This window comes from Acinetobacter sp. YH01024 (assembly GCF_013420195.1).
GTDB lineage: Bacteria > Pseudomonadota > Gammaproteobacteria > Pseudomonadales > Moraxellaceae > Acinetobacter > Acinetobacter amyesii.
In genome coordinates, this window is sequence record NZ_VOYQ01000004.1 from 73,716 (window position 1) to 95,453 (window position 21,738).

The following is a 21,738-nucleotide window of genomic DNA, read 5'->3' on the forward strand; positions in this document are numbered from 1 at the left end:
GAACGAAAAAAAAAAGCCTCTACGAATAGAAGCTTTTTTATGCAATTTTATTTGTTGCATTCTGGTTGTGAACGGTCAATAACTTGTGTACCTTCAACGCGATAGCCAATTTGACCAACAAGGAATGCTTGGTTTAGTTGAGTGATAACAACGTCTGAAAGTGCAACTGCACAGCGGTCTTTTTCGATAGCACGGTCAATTGCTGTTTTGAAATTTGGAATACCTAGTGGGAATAACACAACTGGTACTTTATCTTCACCAGTAACGCGCTGACCTTTTACGAATTGATTTGAGTTTAAATTATAGTTTTTTGTAGAAGCTACAGTCATATCCGCCATACGGATTGAACAGCCAGTGAAAGCCACTGTCGAAACTGCTAGTGCTGCAACCAATAATTTTTTCATGTTGTACCCCTAAGATTAATAAATTATAAAAAGCGAGCACATTTTATATAAAGATAGTGAAATATCAATAAATTAAATTTACTTTAATTTTAATAAGTAGTTTTTTTCATAGAGCGATTTGTCAATATTTTAGTTTTAGCTCTTTTTAGCATAGTGAATGCTTAAAGCTTTTAGTTGTTTGGAATGAATGGTTTCATTGGGGTCACAATGAATTTTCCCTCTCCTTTTAGGAGAGGGTTAGGGAGAGGTATATATTTGAAAGAGTTAAAATTTGTATGCGGGTTTGATTAAAAAATATAATCTATAGTAGTACATATTTAATAAATTGAAAAAAATGGCGAAAGATTGGTTTGATTTTCAGGAAAAAATAGCACAGCATTTTCGTAGTCTAGGAGTAAAGGCTGTTACCAATGAGACTATTACTGGTGTTCGAACCGAACATGATATTGATGTTTATGTTACTTCTAAATATTTAGGTACAAATATCAAATGGGTGATTGAAGCAAAATATTGGAAAACAAAAGTTCCAAAAGAAAAAGTTTTAGCCCTACGCACTATAGTCGATGATATTGGAGCAGATAAGGGTTTTATTATCTCACAAATTGGTTTCCAATCTGGTGCAATAGAGGCTACTAAAAATACAAATATTGAACTCTACACTTTAGATGAATTAATTTTTAAAACTAAAAGTTATATTCAAAATGAAATTTTAGAAACATATATTCAAAGAGCAAGGCTACTTGAAATAAGGTATTTTTCACATGAAAAATCTATACGAAAAGAATATGAATTAAGAGAAGAAATTTATGACACTCCAAAGTTCTCAGTTGCTTGGTTGTTGTTAACAATATTTGACGTATTAACAAAAGCTAAAAATAATTTGTATCCAATTGACTTAAGAACACATTTAATTGAAAAGGTTGGACATGATTTAGCTGAAGATTTTATTGAATTAGTTCAATGGTTAAACTTGAATCTTAATTGGTTGGATCAAAAGCTATTAAATGCTGAATATCAAATGATAATGGATGGTGTTTTTAAGCCATCTTTAGTTGAACTTAAAGCAGATCAAGAAGCTATATATGAATTAATTCAAAATATTAGAACTAATGAATAAAATCATCTCAAATTTATAAGAAGACCTCTCCCTAACCCTCTCCTAAAAGGAGAGGGAACTTAAAGCCAAAAAAAGCCCCTACAACGTAGAGGCTTTTTCTTATCTTAATCTAAAAATTAAGACACTTTATCACCAGCTTTAGCACCGCTTTCAGGTGAAATCACCCAAACGCCATCGCCATTACCCGCAGCTAATACCATACCGTTAGAAATACCAAAACGCATCTTACGTGGTGCAAGGTTAGCCACCATCACTACCAATTTGCCTTTTAAGTCTTCAGGTTGGTAGAACTCACGAATACCGCTAAACACGTTACGTGGCTCAGCTTCGCCGACATTTAAAGTCAATTGAAGCAGTTTGTCTGAACCTTCAACATGAGCTGCTTCTAAAACTTCAGCCACACGCAAGTCAACTTTCATAAAGTCTTCAATGCCAATAATCTCAGCTTCTCCAACTTTAGGTTCAGGTTTTTTCTCAGCTTTCTTCTCTTTTTTCTTTTCCGCTTTTGGTGCTTCAGCAGGCGCAGCTAAAGAATCTTTAGACGCATCGACCATTGCAGCAACCGCTTTCGGGTCTACACGCTGCATCAATGGTTGGAATTGAGCAATTTCATGATCCACCAAAATCGTTTTACCAGACGCAAAGTCGAAAGATTCTAATTTTAAGAAGCTTTGAACTTCTGCTGCCAAGGTAGGAAGTACTGGTGCAAGGTACACCGCCAATTGACGGAACAAGTTAATACCGACAGAACATACGTCATGAACTTGTTGTTCTTCGCCTTCAATTTTCGCTAAAGCCCAAGGCTTTTTCTCATCGATATATTGATTGGCTTTGTCAGCAAGCGCCATGATTTCACGGATGGCTGCAGAGAATTCACGTGCTTCATATTGAGCAGCGATTGATGCACCTGCATCAATAAAGCTTTGTACCAATTCAGGCTCTGCACACGTTGCAGAAAGTTTGTTATCAAACTTAGTATTGATGAATTTTGCACAACGGCTTGCGATGTTGACCACTTTACCAACAAGGTCTGAATTCACTTTCTGAACGAAATCATCAAGGTTCAAGTCAGAATCTTCAACTTTGTCAGAAAGCTTAGATGCGAAGTAGTAACGTAAGTATTCAGGGTTTAAATGCTCAAGATACGTTTCCGCTTTAATGAACGTACCGCGAGATTTAGACATCTTCTGACCGTTTACAGTCAAGAAACCGTTGACGAATAAGCTTGTTGGGGTACGGTAGTTTGCACCTTCAAGCATTGCAGGCCAAAACAACGCGTGGAAGTAAACGATGTCTTTACCAATGAAGTGATAGACCTCATTTTTAGAATCTTTTTTCCAGTAATCGTCAAAGCTTAGGTCAGGACGTTTGGTCTTGATGTAGTTTTCAAAGCTCGACATATAGCCGATTGGCGCATCAACCCAAACGTAGAAGTATTTGTTTGGCGCATCTGGAATTTCAAAACCGAAGTAAGGCGCATCACGGGAGATATCCCAATCAGATAGACCAGCTTCAAACCATTCATCGAGTTTGTTGGCAATCGACACAGGTAAACGACCTTCGTCACGTGTCCATTTTTGCAGGTATTCACCAAAGTTCGGCAGTTTAAAGAAGTAGTGATCTGAAGATTTCTCTACAGGTGTCGCACCGCTTAAAGTCGATTTTGGATTTAACAATTCAGTTGCGTTGTAAGTTGTACCACATACTTCGCATGAGTCGCCGTATTGGTCTTCCGCTTTACATTTCGGGCATGTCCCTTTAATGAAACGATCCGACAAGAACATTGCTTTTTCAGGGTCAAACAATTGCGTCACAGGGCGTACAGCAATGTTGTCCGCTTCACGGTTCTTAATGTAAATCTCTGAAGCGCGTGCTTGGTTTTCAGGGCTATTAGTTGAGTCGTAATGGTCAAAGTCAACTCTAAAGCCAGCAAAGTCACGTTCATGTTCTTTTTGCACATTGGCAATTTGCTGTTCAGGCGAAATACCATTGGCTTCCGCACGTAGCATAATCGCTGTGCCGTGAGCATCATCCGCACATACATAAGTCACGTTATGACCCATTGCACGCATGGCACGAACCCAAATATCAGCTTGGATATAACCGAGTAAATGACCCATATGAATTGGGCCATTCGCGTATGGAAGGGCGTTAGTAACTAAAATATTACGCACGGATATGACTCTCTCATTCGTATTTATGCAATGGGCTGTAATTTTACATGAGATAGCCAGTACTTGCACAAGGGAATAGGTGAAATCTTTGCAAAAGTAAAAAATTCTATATTGCTGACACAATTACAGTGATAATAGGGCATAACTGTGATGCCTAAGAGTAACAAGCCCATGTATGAAGATGACTATGAAGACGATCAGCCAATCACTCGTATTCCTCAAAATGAACAGCGTCATAAATTGGGGCATCACATTATTAAAGATGCGCAGCAATATTTAGAACAGATTTCAGCAGATGAGCATGCCTTACTGATTCAAACTCTGCGTCATTTGGCACAAGATGAGCCTTATTTCGATATTTTGGCCGATGAATTAGATCAGCCGGTAGAAATGAAAGTAGCGAATGATGCTTTAAATTTATTGTATTTTTGGCAACTGCTTCATCAACATGAAAATGATACAGACTTTGATTTTCTGAATGTCATCAATAGCGAGTTTTTCCAAACTGAAATGTTGAAAGCCTTTGATGCTTTGAATATTGGTGAACATAAAGCACAGCGCCGTCAGGTACTTCTAGATGCGCTTAAACTGTATAAATTAGACATTCATGCAGGCTGTATCCCTGTGTTATATGCACAGCTTGAAGGTATTTTGACGGACGTGCTGATTCAAACCGGTTTCTTAAATCAAAACGGCACTAAATTTGTCGATGTCTATAAAATTGTACCGGGGCTAAAAGGCAGTGAAATTAAAAGCCTGTGGCACAAATCTAAAATCGCCAATGAGTTGAATCCGTATTTCGCCGAATTGGCAGCCTATCAAATGGATAGCAGCTCTACTGTAGCCATGACCCGCCATAATATTTTGCATGGGACCGATGTCACGCATTTTAATCAGGAACGGAGTTTCATCCTGTTTATTTGGCTGTTTTCCGCAGTGAGCTTTATGAGTACGGTCAGCAAATAAGTTTAATTTCAAGAGATCAATGCATCGGAATGGCGTTGATCTCTTTGTACTGCATCATCCTTTAAAATTAAAAACTTAGAATAAATTCGACCATACAAATTTTCATTAAACCATTGTGAAAATAGGCAATCGCATGGCGTTTTCCTGTGGTTGATTTGTTTCTAAATGCGTCTATTTCAGGTATCTGCTTCAAATCGCGTTATAACTATTGTTAGACAATAACTGAGAACAGGGTGAGCGAGATGACAACAGAAAACACATTAAATGATTTAAAAAATAAAGCATCAGAACTCGGTGATGATTTACAACTCAAAGCCAAAGAGGCGCAACTTGAAGGCGAAAAAGCACTGGATGGTGCAAAGCATAAAGTTGAAGAACTCAAGCTTGAGGGTGAAAAAGCCTTAAATGCGGCCAAACATGAGCATGCAGAACAGCATGCGGAAACCAAAGACCGTTTAGAGCAGTTAAAAGCAGAAGCGAGTCATAAATTTGATGAAGCCAAAGTCAAAGCAGCCGAACTTAAACATGAGGCTGTCGAAAAATTTGATGAACTAAAAGTGCAGGCGACAGAGAAATTTGACGAGTTAAAAAAGAAAGCCACTGACACACTGAATAAGTTTAAAAAAGATGACCAAGCTTAAATTAGGTCTGATGAAAAAAGCCGTTCTATAAAGAGCGGCTTTTTTAGGTTTTATTGTTTTAATCCATCCAAATTTTCAGTCTTAATATTTTTGACTTGATCATCGACTACGGTAATCACGTAGCGCATATTGGCAATTTCGTAGGTGTAATCTACCGCTAGTTTTGCAGGCAGATTTTTCTCTTGCAGCGGATAGGACAGCATTTTCATCGGAGAAGCTTGCATACGAGAGCGCATAAGATCAAGGCTATCACCAATCGCTACAGTTTGTCGGTCAGGTGTTTGAATGGCTTCAGTCGCAATTTCTGCATAGGCTGCTGAAGTCAGGAGCATCAAGGCGCATAAAGTCGTTTTATACACAGACTTCTTATACATAGTCTTCTGATACATAGTTTTCCCCATTTTAAAAATTAAAAAGCACAAAATGTGCCGTTGAATGGCACATCCATCGCTATGATTATTTTGTTGAAATGATTGAAATATAGACTGAAATTACGCTGAAAATGTATGGTTGATATGTAATCAATTTAAAATTTAATGGCTTTGGTTTAGTCGCATAGATTAACTATAAGGGTATTTTAAGTGTCACACATTCGAAAACTTGTTTCAAAGCTGACTAAATTACTCACTGATGTTACGCAGTAACATCAGACGCACCGTTTGCTTCAAATAAAAGAATGATACGCGGTAAGGTCATCCGCAAGTGTTTGAGACAGGACTCCTTCTAATCAAAAATGGTTTTGCGATACTTTGAATAATTTGACGCTAGTGAACGAGTTTTGCGGATGACAATGGTTTTGGGTACTTTTGCCAAAACAAAAGTACCTCCAGCCGAAGGCTAATCTCTTTATTCAAACCCTAGATATAAGACTCCGTTGAATAGACTTAAAAATCATTTTTAAAATGCGAAATTACTTTTAGGTGCGTAACATCAGTTACTCAACTTTATAAGCTTATAGGGATAAGTCATTCATCTCCCTCTTACTCTGTGGCAGATGAACAGGTAAACTATCGCTATTATCTTTTGATGTTCCTGTTTGGAGACAACATAATGTCGTGGCTTTCTTCTCTAAAATCTGTGTTTTCACCCTCCCAAGAGGTGAAAGAAGAGGAAATCCAACAGGTTTTACAAAACTACGTACTTCCCAATTCAAATAATGCTTTAAAAGACCGTATTACACAGGTAAATGTGCAAGGTCAGATCTTGCAGATCACGATTAATACCTTTCCTTCAGAAGCCGATGACTTACAAAAAATCCATGATGATTTGGCCGATGCATTGGAAAAATGTGGCATCACAGAATTAAATATGCACGTGATTCAGCAAAAGACTGGACATACATCGGGTGGTTGCGGTCATCACCATGCAGAAGGTGAAAGCTGTTCAACACAGCCTAAAGCTAATGAACAAACTGAGCAAAAGTCTACTACGAGTAATTTGCCACCTGTTGTGGATGCATCTGCTACTCAAGCCAAGGCTGAAGAAGATCCAAACAATCCACCAATTCAAAAAGCGGCACCTCTGCAACGTGATGTGCCGAAACATCCACGCATTCAAAATGTAATTTTAGTGTCTTCAGGCAAAGGTGGTGTGGGTAAGTCAACCACGACAGTTAACTTAGCTTTGGCATTACAGCAATTGGGGCTAAAAGTTGGCGTTTTAGATGCGGATATCTATGGTCCAAGTATTCCAACGATGCTTGGTAACGCAGGCCGCACGCCGATGATCGAAGCTGAGCAATTTGTTCCTATCGAAGCATATGGTATGGCTGTACTTTCAATTGGTCACTTAACTGGGGATAACAATACGCCAGTGGCTTGGCGTGGGCCGAAAGCGACGGGGGCGTTAATGCAGCTCTTTAACCAAACTTTATGGCCTGATCTGGATGTATTGGTCATTGATATGCCGCCAGGCACAGGTGATATCCAGTTGACGCTTGCACAGCGTATACCGGTGACAGGTGCTGTGATTGTGACGACACCACAAAATGTTGCATTAATGGATGCGACCAAAGGCATTGAGTTGTTTAATCGTGTACATATTCCCGTGATGGGCGTGGTTGAAAATATGTCGACTCACATCTGTTCGAACTGTGGGCATGAAGAGCAAATCTTTGGTACAGGTGGTGGCGACCAACTTTCAGCCCAATACGACATTCCGCTCTTAGGTCGTTTACCGCTGAATGTACAAATTCGTGAAAATGCCGATGCAGGGAAACCATCTGTGATAGCAGGTGATGATGCTGCTGAAAGCTACATGGCGATTGCACAAAAAGTTGCAGATGCATTACCTCAGGCTGAAAAAGATAAAAACCGTATTTTCTAAGGGTGAACTGAAATTTAAGTTGATCGTATTAAAATCTGGCCTCGTGCCAGATTTTTTATAACGTGGTATTGGGAGTGTTTGAAAATTATGAGTACTGAACTTTAGACATTCAACGATGTCTATGAATTACACATCTAAAAAACGATTTGCACAATTTCTTATTTTTCCTGCGATTATAAGCCGTCTGCCAAGGATAAAATTCTTGAGGCATATCAAAGGATGTCGCGTTTGTACTTAGTTTTTACAAAATAGCTTTCACGATATTTCTATTATTTTGGCTAGGATCAATTCTTTGAACGGCAGTAACTGTACAAACGCATTGTGTCTTAGATTTTTTGCCAAATGTCCTCTGTTACAAGGGGCTTAGCATTGAAAAAATATAGAGGAACAAATAATTTTAAATATTATTTGAAGTCATTAAAACCCACCCATCAAATGAGGGTACGCCTTAGTCTAAGAAATTAAAAAGCCCGGTAATTACCGGGCTTTTTAATTGGTTTTTTAGGAGGAAAGAGACGGGTTTGCTTTACGTTTAGCAGTGATAATATTCACCGTAATTGCGATGATGACCATGATAATGCCTACAATATCTGTAATGGTTTCTGGAATAATCATACACAGCGCACCCACACCTAAAAAAATACGCCAGAACCAGTTGAGATAAGTCTTGAAATAACCTTCAACTGCGGAGCCTAAAGCGAGAATTCCTATCACTGAAGTGACAGTAATACTCGCTATAGTTGTCCATGCTGGAAAGGCAAATTCTCGAGCATTGACTGCAACATTGGTGGTATCAATCATCAGCATGGCAGGGTTATAAACGAATAAAAATGGAACAATAAAACCAGCAAGAGAGAGTTTTAAGGCCTGAAACCCAGTGCGCATTGGATCACCGCCTGCAATTCCTGCACCAGCAAAGGCGGCAAGGGCAACTGGTGGGGTGATGTTTGCAAATAAACCAAAATAGAACACAAACATATGCGCGACTAATACAGGAATATCAAAGTTTGCGAGTGCTGGTGCTGCCATAGTGGCAGTAATGATATAGGCCGGAATAGATGGAAGCCCCATGCCTAAAATCATCGATGCAATCATGGTCAAAAATAAAGTTAGAAAGAGACTACCTGCACCTAAACTCATAATTGAAGAAGTCATTACTGAACCAAAACTTGTCAGACTTACTACGCCGATAATAATACCAACGACAGCACAAGCAGCCATCACAGATAATGATTGTTTGGCTCCATCAACGAGCGCATCTAAAATATCTTTTACGCCCATTCGTGTTGATTTTCTTATAGCTGCTACAAAGATGGTCAGGACGATGGTGTAGACAGCAGCATAGCTCACAGGAATATTTTGAAATAAGAAAAAGACCAGTGCCAAAATTGGAATAAGTAAATGTCCACGCTCTTTTAGAACTTCTTTTACTTTTGGTAAATCAGCTTTAGGTACGCCTTTCAGATCATCTTTACCCGCACGGAAATGAACTTGAGCCATGACGCCAAGGTAATACAATAAAGCAGGTAATAAGGCGGCTAGTGCAATTGTGCCATAACTCACGCCAGTTGTTTCGGCCATAATGAAGGCACTCGCACCCATGACTGGTGGCAAAATTTGTCCACCAACGGATGCACTGGCTTCAACGGCACCAGCAAAATTCTTGTGATAACCAATCTTTTTCATCAATGGAATAGTAAATGAGCCTGTACCAACAACATTGGCAACAGCAGTGCCATTAATACTGCCCATAAATCCACTTGAAATTACAGCAACTTTGGCAGGCCCACCTTGTTTATGTCCAGCCAGCGCCATGGCAAGATCATTGAACAATTTCCCCATACCTGATTTTGCAAGAAAAGCACCAAAAAGGATAAATAAGAAAATAAAAGTGACGGATGCACCAATTGCCGAAGAATATAAGCCTTCGGTTTTTAAATACATATGTCCGAAAATGTCGCTGATGGTATAAGGGCGAGTAATTAATCGATCTGGCAACCAATCAAAGTGACTGATAAATGTATAGGTCAGGAAAATTAAACTTAAAATGGGCAGCATCCACCCCATGACCCGGCGAGTTGCTTCTATGACTAATACCACACTCATAATTGCAAACGCGATATCTAAGGTATTTGGAATACCACCTCGAGTGGTCATAATAGATTGATATTCTTTCCATAAATATAAAAAACTGAAGATGGAAAGCAAAGCCAAGAACCAATCGAGAAGTGAAATATGCTGTCGGGAGCTTGTTTGACGAGCTGGATAGAGTAAAAAAATGAGTGCTAGGCCAATAGCGACATGGGCTGCACGCTGTATTAACTCAGGTAAAGGATTAAACGTAATAAATAAATGAAATAATGAATAAAAGATCGCTACAAATGCAACAAAGTAGGTAACAGATTTGCTCATATTGATTCGAGTAACAGATTCCCGATCAAATTTTTCTAATATGGCTTGTTGTTGTTTCTCATCGAGTTGTTCTAATACAACTTTATCTTCTTTGGAATTCATAGGCATTCTCCAATCCACCAAGACTTCCATTTGGGTTGATATTGAACCGAGATGTTGACCAAACTATAGTCTGGGTAACTTTGAAAAATAGACCAAATTTTTTGGTCAGCGAGGATCGTGCCTTGCATATTTCTAGAAATCACCCAGTTGATTTCATCTATATTTTGATTGACCCGCATTCTAATCACACCATTTTTTTGAAACTCAATGGGATAATTTGAGGGTGTACCTGCACCAAATGAAATCAAATCGGTGTGGCGCAGTAAAAACTTATTCTTTTGACGCTGATATTGTTCAGACCAAGCCGTCTTTTCTACTGAATGCTTCCACTGTAAATCAAATTGATCAGTTGAAATTTTGCATATATCAGTTTCAACTCTAACCTGCGTATACAGTGTTGGATAGCTAGCATAGATTAAGAAGAACAATATAAAAAATGCAGTATAAACTGCATTTTTTTGAAGCTTATTATTTTTTAGCCACTTCATCATAGTAGCGTTTCGCGCCTGGATGTAGAGGCGCTACAAGGCCTTGTTGAGCACCTTCAAGCGTGATTTCTGTTGCTGCTTGGTGTGAAGTTGCCAATTGAGGCAAACTGTCAAAGAAAGTTTTTGTTAGTTTGTAGACATCATCATCCGATATATCTGTGCGAACAACTAATGCATTTTTAATTGCGGCAGTTTGAATGTCCGCAGTATTGCCATATGTGCCTTTTGGAATAATCATCGGTAAGAAATAACTTTGATCTTTAGCTATTTCTTTGACTTTATCTGCATTGATTGAAACCAACTGTAGATCAAAGCTTTGTTGAAGTTCCATGAGTGATGAATTTGGAATGCCACTAGTCAGGAATGCTGCATCAAGCTTGCCACCTTTTAAAGCATCAGCGGCTTCAGCATAGCCTAAATAATCAACTTTAATATCTTTATAGGTGATTCCAAAACCATTCAACAGTGTGCGTGCATTTACTTCTACACCTGAATTTTGTGCACCCACAGCGATACGTTTACCTTTCAAATCTTCGATATTTTTGATCCCTGATTTTTTAGAGGTTACGATTTGTACGTAGTTGGGATAAAGCGCTGCGACTTGGCTGACATTCTCAACTTTACCATTTGCGAAACTTCCTGCTCCGTTCAGTGCTTCTGTTAAGCTGTCACTCATAACAAATGCCATTTCAACTTTATTCTGTTTGAGAAGGTTTAAGTTTTCGACTGATGCACCTGTAGTTTGAGTCTTAGAATTTACACCAAAAGTTTTGTTATAAATTTCTGCAAGACTCGTCCCAATCACATTGTAAGGTCCTGATGCTCCGCCAGTTGCAATGGTTACGAACTTGGTTTGAAGTTTGTCAGATGTAGCAGTTTCTGCGCTTTTTCCTTCCGTGGTATTTTTTGAAGTAGATTGATCATTTGAGCAAGCAGTAATACACGCCAAAGTAACCGAGAGTAACGTGAGTTTTGTCCATTGGTTCATAGAAACGTCCTTTTACACATAAATTTTGAATATTGATTTGATGAGTTTTAATTTTAATTTCCACTACTCAATTGAACATAACTTAATCAATTATTTTTGAAAAGTATTTTTTTTTGATTTTTTAGTCTCCAATAAATAATGGTTATGCGTAAGAATGGCATGGAGCTATATCGTTTATTTTAATAATATTTTGTTACGTGTAAAAACTGTAGGGTATACATGGAATCATGTGAAATTTCTTTTATAAATATAAGTTCAAGATATTTCTTTGAATTGTAAGGTGTTCTGAATGACTGTTCAGCTAAGGTTTTGTTTTTCTATTTAAGTTACTGAATTTATAATTAAATAAGGAGTTTTTTATAAGCATTTCTATTTTTTATTTTGCTAATACGAAACAACTGAATTAATCTTCGCGGATTAAGTTTGAGGTCAAAGTATGATTTCATGGTTTTTTATTGGTCTAGTTATCAGTATTTTGTTAACGCCAGGACCAACCAATACCTTACTCGCATCTTCGGGTATTCAAGTTGGGCTACGTAAATCATTCCGACTCATTCCAGCGGAAGCCTTTGGTTATCTTATTTCGATTAGCCTATGGGGTTTTCTCATTGGTAAAATTTCCGTACATCTGCCTTTACTGCCGACCATTTTAAAACTGTTTAGTGCTGGCTATATTCTATTTTTGGCTATGCGATTATGGCGTACAGCAACTGTTGCTGAAAATTTTAATCAAAAGGGCATTCGTGCACGCGAACTCTTTGTTGTGACGTTATTAAACCCCAAAGCATTATTATTCGCATCTGCGATTTTTCCTGCATTGGCTTGGCAAAATGCGCAGTATTATGTAGCTCACATGCTGATCTTTTTGTTGTTGATCGTTCCTATTGCATTTTTTTGGACCTTCCTTGGTTCAGTTTTGGCATCGAATAAAATTAGTTGGCTCAATCAAGCCAATTTACAACGAACAGCATCGCTAGTCTTGGTTAGTTTTTCGATACCACTGAGTTATTCTGCGATTTTAAAACTCTAAATTGATTTCAAAATGACTAAATCCGCTTAGTTCGGCAAAGCTTATTTTCATTAAGTCGGATTTCAGTTAAAGTACCACGCAATAATTGATTTAAGTTTTTGGATAGAGATAAATGGCTATTAAGTCTGATCGTTGGATTCGCGAAATGAGCGAAAAACACGGCATGATTGAACCGTATGCAGAAAACCAAGTCCGTTATGATGAAAATGGCGAAAAGCTTATTTCGTATGGCGTGTCGAGCTATGGTTATGACGTGCGCTGTGCTCGTGAATTTAAAGTCTTTACCAATGTTCATTCAGCAATTGTTGACCCTAAAAACTTTGACGATAAAAGCTTTATTGATATCGAATCAGACGTTTGTATCATTCCGCCGAACTCGTTTGCACTAGCACGGACAGTCGAATATTTCCGTATTCCACGTAATGTTTTAACCGTTTGTTTGGGTAAATCAACCTATGCTCGCTGCGGTATTATTGTCAATGTGACGCCTCTTGAACCAGAGTGGGAAGGTCACGTGACTTTAGAATTTTCGAATACAACCAACTTACCTGCACGTATATACGCGGGTGAAGGTGTCGCACAAATGTTGTTCTTCGAATCAGATGAAGTGTGTGAAACCTCTTATAAAGACCGTGGTGGTAAATACCAAGGTCAAACCGGTGTGACATTACCGAAAGCTTAATCCTTCGGATTGAGTTTAAAAAAGCGGGCGAATTAGCCCGCTTTTTTGTTGGGTCATTCATCGGAAAATAGACCATTCGGTGGGGAAGTTTTTGCAATTGAGTAATTATTCAGCATAATAAAAAGTTAAGTGACTGGTCTATCACAAGTCTCCATTTAAGGAATAAATGGACAATAACATCAAAGCCAGTTCTCAGGAATAAATATAAGAGAGATGCAGAGCATCTGATAAAAGGAAGGTCGAGATGACTCAATTCACCCAGGCTAAGTTATTCCGCCAGAGTTGCTTAGCAGCCGCAGTCAGCATTTTTGCTGCACCAACTGTATATGCGCTTCAAGATTTATCAGATGAAGCACTTTCAGCCACAACGGGTGAAGGTGTTGCACTCACTTTAGAAAATTTCAAAATGGTCTTTCAAGGGCCAAATGACCGTTCTACGGCTTCTAGTTATGCGTCTGGTATGGTTGATCCTGGGAAAAACGATACAGGTTTTATTCGGATTATTCCTACTGGTGAAAACTATGAACAATTAGGGCAGCGCGCTTACGATAAAATCTACAAAGCAGCCTATGTTGATGCCTATCAGCAAGGCCGAGTTACAGGCTATAACGGTGTTTATGACTCAACTTTTACAAGTTCAAAAAGCACCTATGAGACCAATAATGCTACACGTATAACCAATGAAACCATCGCAACATATTCAACAGAATATCGTGGCCGATTAGTACAGTCTTATCTTGAATCGCCAACGATGAAGGCATATTACGATCAGCGTTATGCAGATTATTATAATGGTTCATCGGCTGGCTTACCTTTTGAAAACGATGGCACAACGAAAGAATCAATTACACCGTGGTTAAAAGAAAAGTCTCAAGCTGCTGCTTTAAAAAATACCTATGAAATGATTGAGTTACTATACGGTAACAATAGTACGGGTAATTTACCTACTGGGTCTACGTTTTATAAAAATTATGTCTCAGGAAAAATTACACGTTCAAATCTTATTGATCCAACAAAAGATGCTCAGTTAAATGCCAAAGCTGCAGAAACCCTCAATCAGTTGGCAACGGACTATGCCAAGCTTGAAGCTCAAAAGGCGAGTGATTCAGCATTAGCAACGGTGAAGAAAAATGCTGAAATTACAGCAAAACAAATTGCCTCGACTGCGACCGTATCGAGCCTCAGATCGAAAGCAGATGTATTTATATATGGCTTAGCCCTGTCCAATAGCAAAGATAAAAATGGAAAAAGTTCATTAGCAACGCGCTATACAGACCAAGGATTTAATTGGGGTACAGCAGAAAACCCATGGCTTTTCCATGCGGGTAATCAAGATGTTGAACAATTTGCGAAAGATAATAAGGGGAATGTTGGTTACTTAGCGATTGAGGCACCATTAAAGAAAATTGCGGCAGATGATGCATCTAACAACATCAAGCTTGGTTTGTGGATGGATGTATTTTCACGGTCGTTGAATTCAAGCAATGTCGTCGATCCGATTACCGGTGCGCCGACTAGCGGCTTAGATAAAGACTATCGTTTACGTACTCAAATTGTTGCGAATGGCCTGAGTTTTAATGGATCACAAGTTCGAATTTTTCAAACCCTAAAATCTACAAATACAAATTACAACCAAACCTTAGGTTTAGCCAGTTTAATTCGTATTAATACCAATGATCGTGCTGAGTCACTGAGTATCAATGATGGAGATTTGGATGCTCGCGGCATGCGTATCAGTACAGCTGCACGCCCTGAATTGGATGATGGAACAGCAGCGACACCAGCGATGGATCGATCTGCAGCTCCAATCTTTCATGAAACTGAAGGTCTATATTTATATAGCCCAAATATCAATTTAGTTTTAGGAAATATGTATCAGCCCTTTATTGTGGGTTCAGAAGGTCGAAATATTATTTTGGAAGTGACACGTATTCCAAATGTACCTTCTATTTACAGTAAAATTTATACTTACTATACGGATATCGCTGGTAATACCACAGGTACATCGGGTTTAAATGCCTCAGACTTTAAAGGATCAACCTGTAACGTCTATAGTTGTGGCACGGAGTTAAAAGCAAACTCTTCAGATGCGACAGCACTATATCAAGGACGTAATGCAACACACAGTAGCATTGCGATCGGTACAGTAGAGCGCTTGCCTGGTAATCTGTTGAATGCAAAAAGTACGGATACGGCGACAGGTGTGGTGTTTAAAGGTGTCAATGGACAAAGCACGAATTTAGGATCTGTTGCCATAGATGGCGTATTGATTCAGCACTTAAAAATAAGAACAACAGGGCTGTAGGAGAAATCACATGTATAAAATTTTATGCGCTGTTGTTTGTGCTGCACTGACACAAACTCATGCAGGTTTAGTGTCTATGGATAATAGGGAACTTACCGCTGCAACCGGTCAAGGCGGTGCAGATCTCAGTTGGACACTTTCCTTAAATCATCAATATGCCAATGATATGTCAAAAAACAACATATCAATCATGGATGCGAATGGTAAAACAACGCAAGCATTTTATGGATATCAATGTTCATCCAATGAGTTTTGTCGCTTAGCACTTGCGCCCAATAATCATGTGGATGCAAATGGTAATAAGAAATGGTTGGTGTTTAAACAGTTTCAAGGAACGTTACAGATCGATCAATTTTCACTAGATGGTGTGACGATTATCAATCGTGAAGGTAATCCACAAACGGCTATGCAGTTGACATTTTATGATGATAAGCCATTAAAAATTAGGAATTTAGGCTTTGCTACGTTGGCGGTGGAAACAGGTACGACAGGTAAGGAAGGTTACGAGAATACCAGTACTTATACGACCTATACCGAAAAGAAAGCTGATGGAACAACTTCAACTTTAGCTGTGCCTGATTTTGATCGTGGTTCAGAACAAGGATTTATGGGTGTTAATGTGCATGGCAACATGCACATGAGTGGAAAGTTAAACATCTTCAGTTTTAACTGCACTGGAAATGGTGCAGGTCGCTGTTAATCAGCTGTGACTGAATATAAGGATATAGTGATGAAAAAAATAACAACTTTGACGGCACTCGCAACCAGTATTTTACTTGCTCAACACACCTATGCTTTTGAAGCAATGACCGACGAAAGCTTGGGTGCAGTTACTGGCCAAGATGGTATTTCGATTACCCATGAAGTTTCTAGAGTCAAAGTCGATCAATTAAATTGGGTTGACCCAACCGACCAAAATAAGATGAAAATGGGTTTGCACAATGTGCAAATAGATGGTGTTGGGCAAAGCACCATTACATCAAAATTAGATTTTGATGTTGGGACTACGGATGCTGGTGTAGGCATGCGTATAGCTGCAAGTGTCAGTCCATTTACGGCTGTTGCACAAAATATTATGCTGCTGTGTCAAGGTGCAACGTGCCAAACGCCTACGCAAAATTTAGGTTCACTTACGATTGCAACATCTTCACCTTTAAAAGTATTACTTGAAACCAGCAATGGTCTATTTAACCGTAATGATACGGCGTATATGGAATTTCAATTGCAAAATGCCAGTATTAGTCATGGTATGAATGGACATAGCGTAACCTTAAAGGACTTTAACTTTAACTTTGCTGGTTCAGGTTATATGTATGTTGCAGCTGATGAAGGCATTGTTCTCACCACAAAATCCACAGGGAGCAAAGATCATACGGTCAATTTGGGGCGGGTCAAGGACACATCAGATGTGCATAGCTCACGTAGCGATGCCACAAACCCCGGCGTTAATATCGATCTACGTTACGGTACCGATGGTGGTGCACAGCGCAATTTAATTCGTATGGGAGCATCGGGTGCTGTCACTAATGCACGAGTGGCCTTAAATGCCAATCAAGAAGGAATCAAAGATTTTGGTCTAGCAACGAAAGCTTCAGGATATGAGTCTGTTGGTTCAGGTGGTTTACATTTAGGAGTGCGCGCGGATTTTACTTCAAAGGATGATCCGAGTCTTGTTGCAGGTCAAGCACCGACAACCTTAGAAATTGGCCATACGGGTATTGGTAGTTATGCCATTGAATTTTCTAATTTAACGTCTTTAGTTGCTGATAAAAATGCCTATATTGATTTTGGCGATATTTATATCAATACCATTCAAGCCAAAAGCCTTGATTTTCTGGTAAATGATAAATTAAAAGCGACATTAGGCTTAACCAATAATGTTTTAACCCAGAATCTGTCAAATCAAACGGCGGGTGGAAATTTTGCACTTGTGGCGATTCGTGGTATGGATTTTCAGTCCATCGCGCGTACCGCACGATTTATTTCTGATAACTCAATTGCTGCAATTGCAAGTAATGACAACAGTTGGGGGATTGGTATCCCGATTTATAATATGAATGCCAATGTTGCATTATCAGAGAAAAAATACAGTTATAAAAATGCGGCTGAAAAATCAGGTATTGGCTATAACCTTGTAATGAGCACAGATGGTTATGGTGTTGATAAAAAAACAGGAACACCAAGTACAACTTCCATTATTTTGATTGATGGTAAAAAAGGTATTAATGGTCAAGAAGTCAATTATTATGCAGGCTTACGAAACATCAATGCCCTTATTCAATCTGATGGTGTGATTGGTTATGAAAATGATGGCATCTATGTACGTGCAGATAATTTATTGATTGCAGCTAATGCCGAGTTAGCGATTGGTCAACTTCCGGGTTCAACCTATAACTGTGCGACTACAGCTTCTGCCAAATGTGGGACTACAGTACCTTTAGATAATTTCTCTAAACGTGATGATGTGTTGACGAATATTGCGTTTAAACTTGATGGTAAAGGTGAGCTATTTATAGTACCGGGCCTAAATGACAGTGCAGAAAATAATTATTTATCTTTTCGTGGAAGCTTTGAATTTAAAGCATTAACAGATGCTGAAAAGAAAGATCAAAAAGTTATGGGAAGCTATTTAAGTTTGATGAATGAAGATGTAAATGCCAGCGGTGTCGTTTCAGCTTCAAGTATCAATATTAATAAAATGCAGGGCGATCTAGGTTTTGATGCTCGAATTAAAATGAAACAAGATTCGGTAGAGTTTGATAATCAGGTGAAATTCAATCCAACCAATAATATGTCTAAAGCGTTTCGTGCAGAAGTATCGATGTTAACAAATGGCAATATGCAAAAGATGGCGGATATAGCCCTAACCGGTGGAACAATGCGAAGCACCATGGGGATTACTCCACGCTAATAATATTAAATCAATAACAAATAAATAAAATAACGAACAGGGAATTTGTTATGAAAAAGAAGTTAATCAGAGGTTTGATCTTCTCGACATTTGCGATGAGTAGCTTATCTCATGCAATGATGGCTTTAGATGATGAAAGCTTATCAAAAGTTGATGGTCAAGCATTACTCTCCATGGAATATACGCAGGGGTATAATTCTGTGGATGAGAGTGGACAAGCCGTAGACCAATCCAATGTCGGCTTTTATAAGCTTGGTTTAGAAGCTGAAATGGAGCTCAATGCCAATATTAAAAAGCTGCAATTGGGTTGTGGTGGTGCAAATGGCTCAGGTGCTTGTGATATTGATATCGATCATATTTCATTGAGTGGATTGCCTGTAAATAGCAATTATACGTCTGATGAACGTGCGGCAACTTCTGCTTTGTTGACCAATCCTTTTATCGAAATTGCAATTAAAGATCCCAAATCAGCTGCAACTCGTGAAGTGATGGGCTTTCGTCTGAGCGCTGAAAAAATTTCTGGGTTAATGACATTAGGTACAGAAAATAGCAATACACCCAATGGTATCAATACCTTTAGTGGTTATATGAAAACAAAAGCGTCTGCGGGTGTTGCAACAACTGCTGAGCGTGTGATGGACTATGCTTCTACGCAGCAATACATTGAAGGGGCTGTTAAGGGGACATTATTTGGTGCAGAAGTTGATCTACCGCTTCACTACAAATCAGATAATTATTCCTTTAATTTAAAATCAACCACAGCTCCTTTTACGATTCCAGCTACTGTTGTAAGTGGTAATCGAATGACAGATGTACAGTTAAAGGGTACAGGAACTGTTGATCGTCTAGATTTTAGTGGTCCATTAGAAGCTCAGATCTCTCTACTTGGGTTAAATATTAATTTGAATAAAGACGTAACAGGCTATCTTACTGGGCTAAAAACCGATATTACGGTAAATCAAAGTTTAGGTTTGATTCACGCACTATATTTAAATAACCCTGCTTCGTTATCCTTACAAGCTCAAAAAATACTCTGGCCTGGTGCTGCAGTTGCAGCAGAAAGAGGTTGGTGGTTGGCGATGGAAGATGAGGTCGATTTGGGGAGTATTACACCTTCAGATAAAGTGGCGATTACGGATGAAGTGTTGAAACAAACGATCGCTGGAATTAACCATGACTTAAGTACCAATGTTCGTAATTGTGGAGATTTAATCTTTGGTTGTGTTGCAGGTTCGGCTTTAGATGTTAAAGAAATTAAAAACCCGTCATTAATTGATTTCCCATTAAACAATTTAAAACTTTCTGGACAGGAGTTTCGTTCTAACTGCTTCGGCGGGCTGAAATTCTGTTAAGGCTTAAAGTATTTAATATAAAAAAATCCCGCACTTAGCGGGATTTTTTTATATTTAGCGCAAATTATTTTGCAATTTTTGCTAAAAGGTCTTCTTTACTCAAGTTGCTTGATTCTTCATCACGGCGACCTTTGTACTCAAATGTACCAGCATCCAAACCTTTCTCGCCAATGACAATACGGTGTGGAATACCTGTTAACTCGATATCAGAGAATTTAACACCTGGACGTTCATTACGATCATCTAGAAGAACATCATAACCAGCAGCAGTTAATTCTGCATACAGTGCTTCAGCTGCTTCTAACGTGCGCGGTGATTTATGCGCATTCATTGGCACAATAGCAACTTCGAAAGGAGCAATAGCAGACGGCCAGATAATTCCTTTGTCATCGAAGTTTTGTTCAATTGCAGAAGCGACAACACGGGTTACACCAATACCGTAGCAACCCATAGTCACAACGAGAGGTTTGCCGTCTTCACCTAAGACTTTACAGCCAAGTGCTTCAGAGTATTTTTGACCCAACTGGAAGATATGACCAACTTCGATACCACGTTTAATCAAGATCGTACCTTGACCGTCTGGAGAAGGGTCACCTTCAACAACATTGCGCAGGTCATAAACTTCGGTGTATTGTGCATCACGTTCCCAGTTTACACCTACAGCATGTTTATCGACTTGGTTTGCACCAGCAACAAAGTCTGAAAGTACAGACGCTGCACGGTCAACAATAACGGTAATGCCTTTTTCGGTTAAGCCTTGAGGGCCACAGAAACCAGCCGTTAAACCTAAGTCAGCCAATTGTGCTTCAGTTGCAAAGGCCAATGGAGCAGCAATTAATGGGTGTTTTTCAGCTTTAATTTCATTCAGTTCATGGTCGCCACGTAGGAATAAGGCAACCACTGGCGCAGCTTTACCTTCTTCAGCAACACCTTGAACCAACAATGCTTTTACAGATTGAGCAGGTTTTGATTTAAGGAATTCAGAAACATCAGCTATGGTTTTTTGATTTGGTGTATCAACAATTTCAAGTGCTTTAGTTGGAGCAGCACGTTCACCTACTAATACTGCTTCCGCCATTTCTACGTTAGCAGCATAATCTGACTCTGTAGAGAATGCGATGTCATCTTCACCGCTAGACGCAAGGACGTGGAATTCGTGTGAACCAGAACCACCAATTGAACCTGTATCCGCTTGAACTGGACGGAAATTTAAACCTAAACGAGTGAAAATTTTGCAATAAGCTGCATACATCTTGTCATAGGTTTCTTGTAAAGAAGCTTGGTCAACATGGAAAGAATAGGCATCTTTCATGATGAATTCACGTGAACGCATCACACCGAAACGAGGGCGGATTTCGTCACGGAATTTGGTTTGTACTTGGTAGAAGTTTGCAGGCAATTGCTTATAGCTTTTCAATTCATTGCGAGCAAGATCTGTAATCACTTCTTCATGTGTAGGGCCAAGTACAAAGTCATTGTTATGACGGTCTTTAAAACGTAAAAGTTCTGGACCATATTGTACGAAACGACCTGATTCTTCCCATAAAGATGCGGGTTGAGTGACAGGCATCAGGACTTGAAGTGAACCAGCACGATCCATCTCTTCGCGGATAATCGCTTCAACTTTATTTAATACGCGAACGCCCATCGGCAGCCAAGTGTATAAACCTGAAGCCAATTTACGAATCATCCCGGCACGAAGCATAAGCTGATGTGAAATAACTTCAGCATCGTTTGGGGTTTCTCTTAACGTTGCAAATAAAAAGCGACTCGCGCGCATGGAAACTGTCCTAAAAAATTAAGCGTTAAAGTGGAGAGTATACAATAAAAAATGAGGTGAA

Annotated in this window: 17 protein-coding genes; 10 read left to right on the plus strand and 7 right to left on the minus strand. The window is 39.0% G+C overall.

What is annotated here, in order from left to right; genetic code table 11:
- Positions 1-47 precede the first annotated feature (47 nt).
- Positions 48-404: a hypothetical protein gene (locus tag FTT88_RS03400; protein ID WP_067764607.1), complete on the minus strand. Its 357-nt coding sequence runs from the start codon at positions 402-404 to the stop codon at positions 48-50.
- 334 nt (positions 405-738) lie between these two features.
- Between FTT88_RS03400 and FTT88_RS03405 the strand changes: the two genes are divergently transcribed.
- The gene (locus FTT88_RS03405) at positions 739-1,521 is read left to right on the plus strand and encodes a restriction endonuclease (RefSeq protein ID WP_180066330.1); all 783 of its coding nucleotides are present in this window, start codon (positions 739-741) and stop codon (positions 1,519-1,521) included.
- A 116-nt stretch (positions 1,522-1,637) separates the two neighbouring features.
- Here FTT88_RS03405 and metG read toward each other — a convergent pair whose 3' ends face one another.
- A complete protein-coding gene (gene metG, locus FTT88_RS03410; RefSeq protein WP_180004973.1) occupies positions 1,638-3,695 on the minus strand; it encodes a methionine--tRNA ligase in 2,058 nt (685 codons plus the stop codon).
- 171 nt (positions 3,696-3,866) lie between these two features.
- On the opposite strand from metG, the gene FTT88_RS03415 reads away from it, so the two are divergent.
- Both FTT88_RS03415 and FTT88_RS03420 read left to right on the plus strand, forming a co-directional pair.
- On the plus strand, positions 3,867-4,661 hold the full coding sequence (locus tag FTT88_RS03415; RefSeq protein WP_180004999.1) for a hypothetical protein: 795 nt from the start codon (positions 3,867-3,869) through the stop codon (positions 4,659-4,661).
- Positions 4,662-4,903: 242 nt separating this feature from the next.
- Positions 4,904-5,302 carry a hypothetical protein gene (locus FTT88_RS03420; protein ID WP_180004974.1) on the plus strand — a complete coding sequence of 133 codons (399 nt, stop codon included), beginning with the start codon at positions 4,904-4,906 and terminating at the stop codon, positions 5,300-5,302.
- A 50-nt stretch (positions 5,303-5,352) separates the two neighbouring features.
- On the opposite strand, the gene FTT88_RS03425 is transcribed toward FTT88_RS03420, so the two are convergent.
- The gene (locus FTT88_RS03425; protein WP_180004975.1) at positions 5,353-5,691 is read right to left on the minus strand and encodes a hypothetical protein; all 339 of its coding nucleotides are present in this window, start codon (positions 5,689-5,691) and stop codon (positions 5,353-5,355) included.
- Between the two features lie 661 nt (positions 5,692-6,352).
- On the opposite strand from FTT88_RS03425, the gene apbC reads away from it, so the two are divergent.
- Complete coding sequence (gene apbC / locus FTT88_RS03430) at positions 6,353-7,627, plus strand: iron-sulfur cluster carrier protein ApbC (protein WP_180004976.1); 1,275 nt, start codon at positions 6,353-6,355, stop codon at positions 7,625-7,627.
- A gap of 501 nt (positions 7,628-8,128) precedes the next feature.
- Here the strand turns inward: apbC and FTT88_RS03435 are convergent.
- Genes FTT88_RS03435 through FTT88_RS03445 form a run of 3 tightly spaced genes read right to left on the minus strand, consistent with a single transcriptional unit; the run spans position 8,129 to position 11,617 of the window.
- Positions 8,129-10,141 carry a TRAP transporter permease gene (locus tag FTT88_RS03435; RefSeq protein WP_168379309.1) on the minus strand — a complete coding sequence of 671 codons (2,013 nt, stop codon included), beginning with the start codon at positions 10,139-10,141 and terminating at the stop codon, positions 8,129-8,131.
- The gene (locus FTT88_RS03440; protein ID WP_227591861.1) at positions 10,138-10,632 is read right to left on the minus strand and encodes a DUF1850 domain-containing protein; all 495 of its coding nucleotides are present in this window, start codon (positions 10,630-10,632) and stop codon (positions 10,138-10,140) included. Before FTT88_RS03440 ends, FTT88_RS03435 begins: the two co-directional genes overlap by 4 nt.
- Positions 10,610-11,617 (minus strand): TAXI family TRAP transporter solute-binding subunit, encoded by a 1,008-nt coding sequence (locus FTT88_RS03445; protein WP_067764588.1) that lies wholly within the window; start codon positions 11,615-11,617, stop codon positions 10,610-10,612. Before FTT88_RS03445 ends, FTT88_RS03440 begins: the two co-directional genes overlap by 23 nt.
- 436 nt (positions 11,618-12,053) lie before the next feature.
- Between FTT88_RS03445 and FTT88_RS03450 the strand changes: the two genes are divergently transcribed.
- The 6 genes from FTT88_RS03450 (at position 12,054) to FTT88_RS03475 (ending at position 19,897) form a co-directional block, all read left to right on the plus strand.
- Positions 12,054-12,647: a LysE family translocator gene (locus tag FTT88_RS03450; RefSeq protein ID WP_180004977.1), complete on the plus strand. Its 594-nt coding sequence runs from the start codon at positions 12,054-12,056 to the stop codon at positions 12,645-12,647.
- 112 nt (positions 12,648-12,759) lie between these two features.
- Complete coding sequence (gene dcd, locus FTT88_RS03455) at positions 12,760-13,329, plus strand: dCTP deaminase (RefSeq protein ID WP_005008040.1); 570 nt, start codon at positions 12,760-12,762, stop codon at positions 13,327-13,329.
- Between the two features lie 244 nt (positions 13,330-13,573).
- Positions 13,574-15,634: a hypothetical protein gene (locus FTT88_RS03460; RefSeq protein WP_180004978.1), complete on the plus strand. Its 2,061-nt coding sequence runs from the start codon at positions 13,574-13,576 to the stop codon at positions 15,632-15,634.
- A gap of 10 nt (positions 15,635-15,644) precedes the next feature.
- Complete coding sequence (locus tag FTT88_RS03465) at positions 15,645-16,334, plus strand: hypothetical protein (protein ID WP_168379306.1); 690 nt, start codon at positions 15,645-15,647, stop codon at positions 16,332-16,334.
- Positions 16,335-16,364: 30 nt separating this feature from the next.
- Positions 16,365-18,545: a DUF6160 family protein gene (locus tag FTT88_RS03470; RefSeq protein ID WP_180004979.1), complete on the plus strand. Its 2,181-nt coding sequence runs from the start codon at positions 16,365-16,367 to the stop codon at positions 18,543-18,545.
- 50 nt (positions 18,546-18,595) lie between these two features.
- Positions 18,596-19,897: a hypothetical protein gene (locus tag FTT88_RS03475; protein ID WP_180004980.1), complete on the plus strand. Its 1,302-nt coding sequence runs from the start codon at positions 18,596-18,598 to the stop codon at positions 19,895-19,897.
- 64 nt (positions 19,898-19,961) lie between these two features.
- On the opposite strand, the gene FTT88_RS03480 is transcribed toward FTT88_RS03475, so the two are convergent.
- Positions 19,962-21,677, minus strand: coding sequence for a proline--tRNA ligase (locus FTT88_RS03480; protein WP_180004981.1), 1,716 nt, complete (start codon positions 21,675-21,677; stop codon positions 19,962-19,964).
- Between the last annotated feature and the right edge of the window lie 61 nt (positions 21,678-21,738).